The organism is Verrucomicrobiales bacterium (assembly GCA_016793885.1).
Taxonomy (GTDB): domain Bacteria; phylum Verrucomicrobiota; class Verrucomicrobiia; order Limisphaerales; family UBA11320; genus UBA11320.
Genome location: JAEUHE010000068.1, coordinates 1 through 11,856 on the forward strand (window position 1 = coordinate 1; position 11,856 = coordinate 11,856).

An 11,856-nucleotide genomic window follows, 5' to 3' on the forward strand; every position below is an offset into this window, starting at 1 on the left:
TCACCCAGGGTAGACGCTCGTGCCTCACGCCAACCCTGGGCTTTGAGGCGGAACCCCTTCGGGGTAAGTGCCGGTTACGGTTGGGCGATGGTTTCACTCTCTAGTTCTAGTCTAGTCCCCATTTTTGGAGGTAAAGATGAGGTCGTGCCACCGCAGTCCATAGGTAGGGCGCTCGTGGCGCAAACTCGTCTCAGGACTGAAAACCTGCCCCTTCGCGGGACACTGTTCTCCTCAGCCTATCTCTCCGTGAGAATGGGCTTGAGAACCTGCCAAACATTCTCAGCGATCTTTTGATGTCCGACGGGAGTTGGGTGGATCAAGTCAGGTTGGTTGAACTCAGGCTTGCCGCCAATGCCTTCCAAGAGAAACGGAATCAATGCGGCCTGCTGTTGCTTGGCCACTTGGGGAAACAACGCCTGGAACGCCTCGGTGTAATCCTTCCCCATGTTGGGTGGCATTTGCATTCCGGCCAGGAGCAGTCGAGCTTTGGGATATCGGGCGTGCACCCGCTCCAGAATCGCGGTGAGGTTTGAGCGAGTGATGCTCGGTGCGATTCCGCGGAGCCCATCGTTTCCTCCGAGTGCGAGCACGAAGACATCCACCGGCTGCCGCAGTATCCAGTCGACTCGACGCAGGCCGCCTGAGGTGGTGTCCCCGCTGACACCTGCGTTCACGACAACATAGGGAAGTTGGGCTTGGTCGATCTTTTGCTGGAGCAGGCTGGGATAGCCTTCAGCGGCATCGACTCCGTATCCTGCCGTGATGCTGTCCCCGAGGATGAGCACTCGCTGCTTCGCGGGCTTGGAATCGCCATCGGCAGCTGTGACGCCCTCAACGCAGGCTGCGATCAGAGCCAGCCAGGCAATGAAGCTTGGGATCGAACTGTGGAGGCGAGCCAGCATGGATAGGGCTGCGATATTCAACCCGCGCTTGCGGCGTTTAGGGCGTCAGGCTGTGGTCGCGAGGCGGACCGTTTCATTGCCGGGATCGGGCTCGACCCATTTGCCGTGCTCGCGGATCAGGTCGACCAGCCGTTCGACCGCTTCGCCTTCGGGAATGTTGAACTTCACGGCGTTCTTCCCGACATAGAGGTTGATCTTGTTGGGTGCGCCCCCGACGTAACCGAAATCCGCATCGGCCATCTCTCCCGGGCCGTTCACGATGCAGCCCATGATGGCGATTTTGACCCCTTTCAAGTGGGCGGTGCGGGCCTTGATGCGAGCGGTGACCGTCTGGAGATTGAAGAGTGTGCGTCCACAGCTGGGGCAGGCCACGTAGTCGGTCTTGAACGATCGGCATCCGGCCGCTTGGAGAATGTTGAAGGCCAAGCGCAGGGATTGTCCTGCTCCACTCTCTCCGCGGACCAGAATGGCGTCTCCAATGCCATCGCAGAGAAGCGCGCCGATTACGATGGAAGCGCGGAGCAGTGCGATGTTGGGAGCTAGGGGAGTGCTTTCGAACTTGAGGCAGTCCTTCAAGAGAATCGGATTGTTCCTACCCAGGCGCTTGAGGCGCGCGGCCAACAACCGAAAGGCGGTGATGGGAGCTAGGTCGAGGCCATCCTTGACCGTGATGAGTTGGGTGTCGCAGGCGACGGAAAAATCCTCGCGAGGATCGACCTCTTGAATGTTCAGGTCCTCGTAGATCGCCTCGGGCCGGACATCGTCCTTCGGTCGAATCTTAGGCGCGACCTTGTCCCAAGTGGCCCGAGTGACCACCACGCGAATGGTTTGTTCATGGCCACAGCGCACCCCATCCATGCCCAGATCCACCTCGGGGGTGGATCGGCGTTCGAATCGGAAGGGATCGTAGGAGAGTTCCAGATTGGGAACCTCGTGGCTCGTGTTGACCAAGGTGGAAATCTGAGCCAGGAGATCCCGGCACACGGCGATTTCGTTGGGCGAGTCCTCAGTGAGTGAGACACGGATGGTATCGCCAATGCCGTCGCAGAGCAGGGAACCGATCCCGATGGCGCTCTTGATGCGTCCATCCTCCCCTTCGCCGGCCTCGGTGACGCCGAGGTGCAGCGGGTAGTTCCAATCGCTTCCCAGCTCGGCCAACCTGGCGGCGAGCAGTCGGTAGCATTGGATCATCACCTTGGGGTTGCTCGACTTCATCGAGAACTTGAATTGGTGGAAGCCATTTTTTCGAGCGATCCTCGCGAACTCCAACGCGCTCTCCACCATTCCCAGGGGAGAATCGCCAAACCGGTTCATGATCCGATCGCTGAGTGATCCGTGATTGGTGCCGATGCGCATGGCCCGGCCCTTTTCGACGGAAAGCTTCACCAGAGGGGTGAACTTCTCCTCAATACGCGTCAGTTCGGCTAGGTATTGGTCATCCGAGTATTCCCGGATGTTGAACTTCTTGGAATCGGCATAGTTGCCGGGGTTGATGCGAACGACCTCGACCCATTTGGCGGCCTCCATGGCCGCCTCGGGCTTGAAATGAATATCCGCTACGATCGGGACATGACAACCCCGTTGGCGGAGTTGCTGCACCACCTGCTCCAGGTTCGCGGCGTCTTTGACCGTGGGGGCGGTGATCCGAACGATCTGGCATCCCACCGCCACCAGGTCCTCGGTTTGCTGCACGCAAGCGGCCGTATCCATGGTGTCGCAAGTGAGCATGGACTGCATGACCACCGGGGTGTCGCCACCCAGGGTCAAGCCTCCATGACCGGGGCGTCCGATGGTAATTTCTCGCGATGGCCGACGGCGGTAGATGTAGGGAGAGTCGCAATACTTCATGAGTATCAGGGGCGCGGGGCGGCCGGCGCGGCCGCTTTGGGTGCGAATTGCGGGTCAGGAGGATTCTTGTCCCTGCCCTTGCCGCCTCCCAGTTCTTGAACATCGAAGAACGTGACGAAGAGCATGAACCCGATCAGGAGGAAGGCGCAGGCCGACTGAATCGCTTGAAGCGTCTTGGCGCTCACCGGGCGGCGTCGGCAGCTGTCGATGATGGCCAGGACGATGTGTCCTCCGTCCAGCACCGGCAAGGGTACCATGTTCAGGATGGCGAGGTTGACATTGATAACCACGCTGAACCAGAGAGCGAGCCTCCACCCTTGCTCACTTTGGAAGAGCATGTAGTAGATGTTGAGGATTTTGACCGCCCCGCTCAGGTGTTGCACGCCGATCTCGGAGCCGCGCGACAGGAGAGCGCTGAACGTATTGATCATGGTGGTCACGGCCGTGCTGATTTGTTCGACGGGGTTTGGGTAGACCAAGTCCATCTTACGTCCGTCGGCCCAGCGCAGCCCGAGCATGGGTTTCTCCTCGGCCGGCTTGAGGGGCTTCTCGGCCGTGATCTGGGCAGTGAATTCGTTGGTGTCGCGGCGGATCCGGAGAGTCAGGGGAGCTTCCGGTGCTTCCGCCACCATTTGGCTGACCTGGGCGAAGTGATACATCTTTTTGCCGTTCACCTCGATAATCTGATCGAAGCGGCGCAAGCCTGCGCGGTCCGCGGGGCTGTTGGTGAACACCAGTCCGACCACCGGTGTATTGGCGGGCTCGATTTGAATTTGGCGGAGCGAGCGTCGTTCCCACATCTTGGTGGGGGGTTTGATGGGGGTCACTTCGATCGATTTGACCTCGCCGGCTCGCTCGAACTTGATCGGGATGGTTTCGCCTTCGCTGCGGGCGATGCTCCACATGATGCTGTTCCCCATCCCGCCGAACTTGGTCACGGGCTTGCCGTCGACTTCGAGCAATCGGTCGCCGACCTGGAGGCCGGCCTTTTCCGCCGGGCCGCCTTTGAGCACATGGCCAATGACGGTGGTTGTCTCCGATTCGCTCACCGGGCGTCCGGTCACCCAGACGATCAGGGCGAAGGCCACGGCGAGAAGAAAACTGAACAGCGGTCCCGCGAAGGCGACGATGATCTTATCCAGGGCGGAAATCTGAGGCAGCGGTTCCCGGGGCTGGTCCGTGCCGCCTTCAATCATATCCATCGGCGCCATCTGGGGCAGGGACACATACCCTCCGAAGGGGATCCAGCCCAAAGCGAATTCGACACCGTTGATGTTCTTGCTCCAGATGGGCTTACCAAACCAGATGGCGAACCTTTCAGCCTTCAAGCCGCGCCAGCGAGCCGCCCAGAAGTGCCCCAGTTCGTGCACAAAGATAAGCACGTTAAAAAGCACCAGTACTTCCAGGCAAATAAAGATAAACTTCAGTGTGTCCATGCTATGAGATCGATCGGCACCAGTTCACTCTGCTCAAGCCTGCATCCTTGCTTGGCGTTGGAGCCAGGTCGCCAAATCGTGAGACTCGTCCCTGGATTATACGGTGCCGGGCGGGGGGTGCAACCTGGAATGGAGGGGTTTTTTGCTCGCCGTCCACGCTTGGCTTGCCGTTTGCTGGGATCTATAGTGTAACCAGTCTAGGTTACCTAGCATCATTACTTTGGGAATATGAGCGAAAAACCGCTGAATCAGATCTCGCGTGATCTTCGGGACTTCTACCAAAAGGGCACGGTGGCGCTTGAACGGCAGAATCTCGACTACGCGATTAGCATCTTGGAGCAGGTGGTGCTCCGTGAGCCTGCCTGTTTGGAGGCCCGGCAAGCCTTGCGTGCCGCCCAGATCAAGAAGCACGGCACTGGAGGCGGCTTTTTTAAGAAGATGATCGGAGGGGCGAGCTCCTCACCCTTGGTGGCCAAGGGGCAGTTGGCCTTGCGCAAAGACCCCAAGGAAGCGATGCAGATCGCTGAGCAGATCCTTTCGGCCGACCCCAATTCCAGCATGGGGAACAAATTGCTGGCCGAAGCCGCTTTGGCGGCCGGTTTTTTCAAAACCGCTTGCTTTGCTTTGGAGATTGCCCGTCGGACATCACCCAAGGATCAGGAAGTGCTCCGGCGTTATGCCCAGGCTTTGACCGAATCCGGGCAGGTGGACAAGGCGGAGCAGGTTTACCTGGAGCTGATCCGCAGCAACCCCGGCGACACGGAATTGGCCATGGAATATAAAAACCTTAGCGCCAAGAAGACCATGGAGCAGCAAGGATACGAAGCCTTGGCGGACGGCAGCGGGTCCTATCGAGACATTCTGAAGAATAAGGATGAAGCAACCGCCCTCGAACAGGAGGGGCGCCAGGTCAAGTCCGACGACGTGGCGGCTCGCCTCATTGCCGACTATGAGGCTCGGTTGCAAGTCGAGCCCAACAACCTGAAACTAATCCGCAACATCGCCGAGCTGTACACTCAGAAGAAGGAGTTCGATCTTGCTTTGGAGTTTTATCAGAAGATCAAGGCTACGCCGGCGGGCAACGACCCGTCGCTGGACAAGGTGATCTCGGAGACCCAGACCCGAAAGTATGATCATCTGATCACGCAGCTCGATCCGGTGGCCGAAGACTTCAACGAGCGCAAGTCAGCAATCGAGGCCGAACGACTAGGTTACCAGATCGCTGAGTGCCGCCAGCGAGCGGACCAATATCCCACCGATCTTCAGATCAAGTTTGAACTGGCCGAGCTCTATTTCAAGGCTGGCAAGGTTACCGAGGCCATTCAGGAGTTTCAGAAGGCCCAGGCCAATCCGCATCGAAAAGTGCAGTGCACCATTTATCTGGGTCGATGTTTTGCCAAGCGCAACATGAACGATCTCGCAGCGCGCAAATTTCAGGAGGCGCTCAAGGAAAAGCCTGACTTCGATGACGAGAAGAAGGATCTCGTCTACCAGCTGGGTTCAGTGCTCGAGGTCATGGGGAAGAAGACGGAAGCCATGGATCAGTTCAAGCAGCTCTACGAGGTGGACATCAGCTATCGCGACGTCGCCGCCAAAGTCGATGCCTACTACGCCGCTGGCGGGCAATAGAGCCCTCGGCCCGGAGTGTTTTGCCCACGGATCACGCGGAGCCGACCGGGATACAGAGCTGTTCTTGGGTTCCGTGTGATCGGTGTGATCCGTGGGCGACTATCCCGCCTCCCTCAAATCAACGCTTTCAGCAGCTGTGATTGTTCGACGCCGGTCAGGCGGGCGTCCAGCCCCTGAACCTTGACGGTGAATCGTTCGTGATCCACGCCCATGAGATGGAGGATCGTGGCGTGGAAGTCATGCACGCTCACTGGATTCTCGATGATGTTGTAGGAGAACTCGTCGGTGGTGCCGTAAACCACTCCGCCTTTGGATCCGCCGCCCGCCATCCACATGGTGAAACAGCGCGGGTGATGGTCGCGTCCGTAGTTGTCCTTAGTCAGCCCACCCTGGCTGTAGATGGTGCGACCGAACTCTCCGCCCCAGATGATCAGAGTCTCGTCGAACAATCCCCGTTGCTTGAGATCTTGGATGAGGCCGTAGGTGGCTTGGTCGATGTCCTTGCACTGCATGGGTAGCCGGCCTCCCACGTTGCCGTGATGGTCCCAGTTGTTCAGATACACTTGGACAAAGCGCACGCCGCGCTCGACGAGCCTACGCGACATCAGAGCGGTGTAGGCGAACGTTCCTGGCTTGCGGGCTTCGTCGCCGTAGAGCTTGTAGGTGGACTCGGGTTCGCTTGTCACCTGGGTCAGTTCGGGCACGCTGGCCTGCATGCGGAACGCCATTTCATACTGCTGGATGCGAGTATGCGTTTCTGCGTCACCCACCTGGCGATAGTTGAGTTCGTTCAAAGCTTTTAAGCCGTCCAGCTGAACTCGGCGCAGTTGGCTGGGAACTCCCTTGGGATTGTTGATGTAGAGGATAGGATCCCCGCTGCTGCGGAAAGAAACGCCCGCGTGCTCTCCGGAAATGTAGCCGCTTGACCACAGGCGGGCTGAGATGGCCTGGATCTGTTCCTTGTTGGTGGGTTCGGCCACCAGCACCACAAAGCTGGGGAGGTTGGCGTTCTGCGAACCCAGGCCGTAACTGACCCAGGAGCCGAGGCAGGGCCGGCCGGTGACCTGGTTGCCGGTCTGCATGTAGCAGATAGCCGGCTCGTGGTTGATCGCATCGGTGTGCATCGAGCGAATGAACGCCATGTCATCGACGCATTTTGAGGTCCAGGGCAGGAGCTCCGAAACCCAGGTGCCCGCCTTGCCGTGTTGAGCGAATTTATACTTGGAGGGGGCAATCGGGAACCTCGCCTGTCCTGAGGTCATGGTCGTCAGCCGCTGCCCATTGCGCACCGACTCCGGGAGATCTTTGTCATACCACTTCTGCATCTCGGGCTTGTAGTCGAACAGGTCCATTTGTGAGGGACCGCCAACCATGTGCAGGTAGATGATATGTTTGGCCTTGGCGGCGAAATGCGGCAGGTCGGGGCGGCCGGCGTGACCGGTGTTGTTCGCCGCCGCGCCCAGGCGATTGCCGAGTAATGAACTCAAGGCGGCGAAGCCGACGGCGTTTTTCCCCCGGCTGAAGAACTGGCGCCGGGTTTCGTAGCGGATGTAATCGTCAAAGAGACTCATAACGTTCTTTCGGTCTGAATTACTTGTTCAAGGCCTCGTCGAGGTTGAAGAATTGATTGGCCGTCATGGTCCAGGCGGCGATCAGCTCTGCCTTTTCTTTTCGGTTCGCCGGGCTGTCCCCGACTTCGATGAGCGCGCGAGCCTCCTCGGGATGCGCTGCGTAGTATTCGAGGAAGCGCTCCAGGCCTGTCCGGGTAATCTGCTCCTCCTCGCTCGTGAGCGGGCGGGCCAGCACGGCGCGCGCCAGGGCATCCAGGCCCTTGCGAGGATCTCGTCGTCCAGAGCGAAGAGCCTGGACGGCCAGATGTCGCGCCGCTTCCATGAACTGCGGGTCATTCAAGGTCGCCAGAGCCTGGAGCGGAGTGTTCGTGCGTTCCCGTCGCAAACAGGAGGTCTCGCGGCTGGGCGCATTAAAAATCTCCATATTCGCCGGTGGTGCTGCGCGTTTCCAGAAGGTGTAGAGACTGCGACGATACAGCGACTCACCGCTGTCTTCGTGGTAGTAACGCGTGTTGCTCTCCGGCATGGCAACCGCCTCCCAGACCCCGCCGGGCTGATAGGGTCGATCGCTCGGTCCCCCGATGCGCGGGGCCAGAAGTCCGCTGGCTGCAAGGGCATAATCCCGCACCATCTCGGCATCCATGCGGAATCGCGGTCCCCGGCTCAGCCATCGGTTGAAGGGATCCTTTTCCAGCTTTTCCGGGGTGGTGTTGGCGCTTTGACGATAGGTGGCGGAGGTGACCATGAGCTTGAAGAACTCCTTCACGTTCCAGCCCTTCTCGCGGAACTCGACCGCCAGCCAATCCAACAACGCCTGGTTGGACGGGGCTTCGCCCATGATTCCCAGATCCTCCGACGTCTTAGCCAGGCCGACGCCGAAGACCTCCTGCCAGAACCGGTTAACGGTGACGCGTGCTGCCAGCGGGTTCTCTGACGAGATTAGCCATTGGGCCAGTCCGAGACGGTTTTTGGGAGCGCCTTCGGGAAGTGGGTTGAGGGCGGCAAAGACCGCGGGCTCTACCTTTTCCTTGGGTTTGTCGTATTGGCCGCGCGACAGCACATGCGCGATACCCATAGCATTCGTGCTCTCCTGTTGCACGTGGGTCCCCGGATTTCCCATGCGCAGACCGTCTCGCTCCCGCTCGAGCGCGCGGGCGGATTGTCGCGCAACTCGGTAGGCTTCGACCTCGGTCACCAAATAGTAATCTAGCAAGGTTTTCCTGGGCTCGGGCTTGCGGTCCGACGCCGGCTTTTGCAGCCACTCCTCCAGGGACTTCGCTTGCGCGACCAAACGGACTTCTTCCGAAGCCAAAGCCCGGGAGTAGAGGCGGACATCCTGCAGCGAAAGGCCGTCGAGATGGTTGCCTGTGGCATGCTGCGCGAGTTTCAGTGGCTGGCGGGTTCGGATGGAACCGCTCAGCTGCCGAACCCGATCTACCTCGATCTCCACCGCGTTGCCGTCGACATAAAGTCGCACTCCCTCGGGACGGCTCGAGCCGTCGTAGGTGAGGGTGAGATGCTGCCAGCTGCCACGGCCCGCTGACTGATTTCGCGTGCGCAGGCGGATGGCATCGTTTGGCCAGTCGTGAATCAGGTGAATGGAATAATGTCGATGTTCCCACTGAATGTCCCAGCCCCGGCGCTTGCCAGGTTCGTCTTCCTCCATTCGCGACAGCACCACCGCCCGACCTTCGTAATCACCCGGGACAAAGACCCAGGTCGAACAGGTGAACGCATCTTGCCGATCAAAATCTCCGAGCTTCTTAAACTCTGCCGTCGCCTGAGCGTTGAACTGCGGTGCAGTTCCGAGTTTGCCACCCTCGCGCAAAGTGACTTTGCCGGTCGTGTTCACCCAATTTGTGGCTCCTTTGTCGTTCACCCAGGCCACGCGATTGGTGTCCTTACCGGCCAGTGGGATGCGAGCTATCAGTCCTTTTGAGGTCAGGCCCGCTTCGATGGACGCCGGTTTGAGGGTGTTTAGCCAGGCGGCAAATTGCGGCTCGGAGTTGGTTCGCAGCGCTTCGAGCGGCTTGCGGGCCGTCTCGATTTCGCCGGGTAGCGCTTTCCAACGCGCTTGCTCCGCCTCGGTCTTCATGAGAATCAGATGTGGGGAGGAATCCTTCACGTTGCCATCCCGACCGGGCTGGACCGTGTTGCGGAAGAAAGCCGACATCGAGTAGAAATCCTTCATCGTGATCGGGTCGAACTTGTGATCATGACAGACCGCACAATTGGCGGTCAGCCCCAGCCAAACCCAGGAGGTGGTCTCCACCCGATCCCGCGCATAATTGGCGAGGTTCTCTTCATCGATGGTTCCACCCTCGTTGGTGGTGGGATTGCAGCGATGGAATCCAGTCGCGACCTTTTGGTCTTGAGTGGCTCCCGGCAGCAGATCTCCGGCGAGCTGTTCCAGCGTGAATTGGTCGAAGGGCTGGTTTCGGTTGAATGCCGCAATCACCCAATCGCGGTAGGGCCACATCTCACGATAATTGTCGAAGTGCAGTCCATGGGTATCCGCGTAGCGGGCGGCATCCAACCAGTAACGTCCACGATGCTCTCCCCAGCGCGGCGATTCGAGCAGCCGGTTCACATACTTCTCATAGAAATCGGCAGAACGGTCGCGGACAAAGGCTTCGACTTCCTCGGCACGCGGGGGAAGGCCGGTCAGGTCCAGGGCCAGCCGACGGGCCAGCGTGCGGCGGTCTGCTTCTGGTGCGGGGCTGAGCCCTTTCTCCTCAAGCTTAGCAAACACGAAGTTGTCGATCGGATTGCGCACGCGATCGGCCAGTTTGGTGGGCGTGGGAACAGTGCCTCGTTCCGGTTTGATGAGCGACCAATGCGACTGCCAGGGTGCGCCCTGCTCGATCCAGCGCTTCAGGACCGCTTTCTGTTCGGGCTTCAGCTCCTTGTGCGATTTCGGCGGCGGCATGACGTCGTCCGGATCGGTCGTCATGATGCGCGTCCATAAAGTGCTGTCGGCCGGCCGACCCGGCACCACGGCGGGTTCGCGCTTGGGCGCGCGATCATACATGCCTTCCTTCGTATCCAACCGTAAGCCACCTTTGCGCGTGCCGGGATCTGGGCCATGGCAGGCGAAACAGTTGTCGGAAAGAATGGGGCGGACATCGCGGTTGAACGCGATGGAACTCTCCGCGGCGGAGGACCGGAGCGAACTCGCGAGCATCACGGTGGTGGCGGCGATGGCCGATAGAACCGGCGATGACTGCGTCACGTTTCGGATGGCCGACGCGACGCGAAAGCGCGGCTGATCCCGCTTCTCAATTACGGATGGTTCGATCATATGGTTACGGTCTAGATTCGACGTTCGCCTGTTCCGACTTACTCAAATCGATTCAACCGGGCGTGGGCGAATAAATACCCAAGGTTCGAGGTCGCCAGTTGAGGCTCCAGTCGTATCATTGCTTCTCGGAGTGCGTGTTACCTGAATTGTTTGAAATGGCACCATTCTTGGCTTTGGTGGGATGTGGAAGGAGGGAAAGGGGGTGAAATGCCCGCTGCGCTCGGGGGGGCGGGGAATCGTCCAGCATGGACGATTCTACAGTTGTAGCGTGGGCCGTCCCGGCCCATGAGGCGTGGGCAGTCCAAGTTAGTCAGTTGTAACACGTCTTATGTGGCGTCTAGATCTTGCCGCATGCCATTAAGACGCCATATTAGGCGTGTATGAAAGTGGATCGGCAGGCCACGGACGAGGTCTTCCTCGGGAGACTTGGGGAGCGGTTGGCGCGACTGCGACTGCGACTGGCCCGCAATCTGACCCAGGCCGACGAAGTGGACGTGGGGTGACGAAAAATGATGGCTCGGGTCCAGCTCTGGGGCCTCTCATCACTGACTGCCACGCTCAGCGGAGTGGATCAACGACCCATGGATATCTGAAGACGAATCAGAATCCGTGCGATGAAAGTCAACTCTTCCGTTCTGCAGATTGGACAATGGAGACATGCTGGGATTGAGCCTTGCGAAAGCGGATCAAGGAGCTGTGGTCTATCTGGCGCATGACTCAGAACATCAGATCATTGCCAGTTCCTTGACGAGTTTCCTGAACGAGTGGGCTAAATGCAACTACGTCGGCCCGGAAATCTGGATTATCGAAGAATTCCTGGACCCTTCATCGGGACTCATGAACGGAGATCTTCCTTCTGCGGAACGTTTGCGGGTTTCCATGAAATCGTAAGCGGCGGGCCTCTCCAATCAGACGGACTAGACAGTTTAGATGGGCTACTTACTTCTCCGAGTGAGTTGGTGAATTCGACATCGAGAACCCGCAGGGTTCAAAGAGATTAGCCGACATCGAGAACCCGCAGGGTTCAAAGAGATTAGCCAACAGCTGAGGTGAACCAATCAAGGTATTTTTTAGGTTAGGCCGCCATTTCTTGAGCGATCTGGCGAGCGCGTTTTGCGATGGGAGCTTTGCGTTGTTCGAGCTGTTTTAGATACAACTCATCATCGTAA

General features: G+C 58.9%; 7 protein-coding genes. 2 read left to right on the plus strand and 5 right to left on the minus strand.

What is annotated here, in order from left to right; translation table 11 throughout:
• Positions 1-236 precede the first annotated feature (236 nt).
• Genes JNN07_08805 through rseP form a run of 3 tightly spaced genes read right to left on the minus strand, consistent with a single transcriptional unit; the run spans position 237 to position 4,186 of the window.
• A complete protein-coding gene (locus JNN07_08805) occupies positions 237-902 on the minus strand; it encodes an arylesterase (GenBank protein MBL9167824.1) in 666 nt (221 codons plus the stop codon).
• A 45-nt stretch (positions 903-947) separates the two neighbouring features.
• The gene (ispG, locus tag JNN07_08810) at positions 948-2,750 is read right to left on the minus strand and encodes a (E)-4-hydroxy-3-methylbut-2-enyl-diphosphate synthase (GenBank protein MBL9167825.1); all 1,803 of its coding nucleotides are present in this window, start codon (positions 2,748-2,750) and stop codon (positions 948-950) included.
• A 5-nt stretch (positions 2,751-2,755) separates the two neighbouring features.
• Complete coding sequence (rseP, locus tag JNN07_08815) at positions 2,756-4,186, minus strand: RIP metalloprotease RseP (protein ID MBL9167826.1); 1,431 nt, start codon at positions 4,184-4,186, stop codon at positions 2,756-2,758.
• A 228-nt stretch (positions 4,187-4,414) separates the two neighbouring features.
• Between rseP and JNN07_08820 the strand changes: the two genes are divergently transcribed.
• Entirely contained in the window at positions 4,415-5,815 is a 1,401-nt protein-coding gene (locus JNN07_08820; protein MBL9167827.1) for a tetratricopeptide repeat protein, read from the plus strand.
• Positions 5,816-5,928: 113 nt separating this feature from the next.
• On the opposite strand, the gene JNN07_08825 is transcribed toward JNN07_08820, so the two are convergent.
• Together JNN07_08825 and JNN07_08830 are read right to left on the minus strand one after the other, a co-directional pair.
• On the minus strand, positions 5,929-7,386 hold the full coding sequence (locus tag JNN07_08825) for a DUF1501 domain-containing protein (GenBank protein MBL9167828.1): 1,458 nt from the start codon (positions 7,384-7,386) through the stop codon (positions 5,929-5,931).
• Positions 7,387-7,405: 19 nt separating this feature from the next.
• Positions 7,406-10,687 carry a DUF1553 domain-containing protein gene (locus tag JNN07_08830; protein ID MBL9167829.1) on the minus strand — a complete coding sequence of 1,094 codons (3,282 nt, stop codon included), beginning with the start codon at positions 10,685-10,687 and terminating at the stop codon, positions 7,406-7,408.
• Positions 10,688-11,344: 657 nt separating this feature from the next.
• On the opposite strand from JNN07_08830, the gene JNN07_08835 reads away from it, so the two are divergent.
• Positions 11,345-11,578 (plus strand): hypothetical protein, encoded by a 234-nt coding sequence (locus tag JNN07_08835; protein MBL9167830.1) that lies wholly within the window; start codon positions 11,345-11,347, stop codon positions 11,576-11,578.
• Positions 11,579-11,856: the final 278 nt, after the last annotated feature.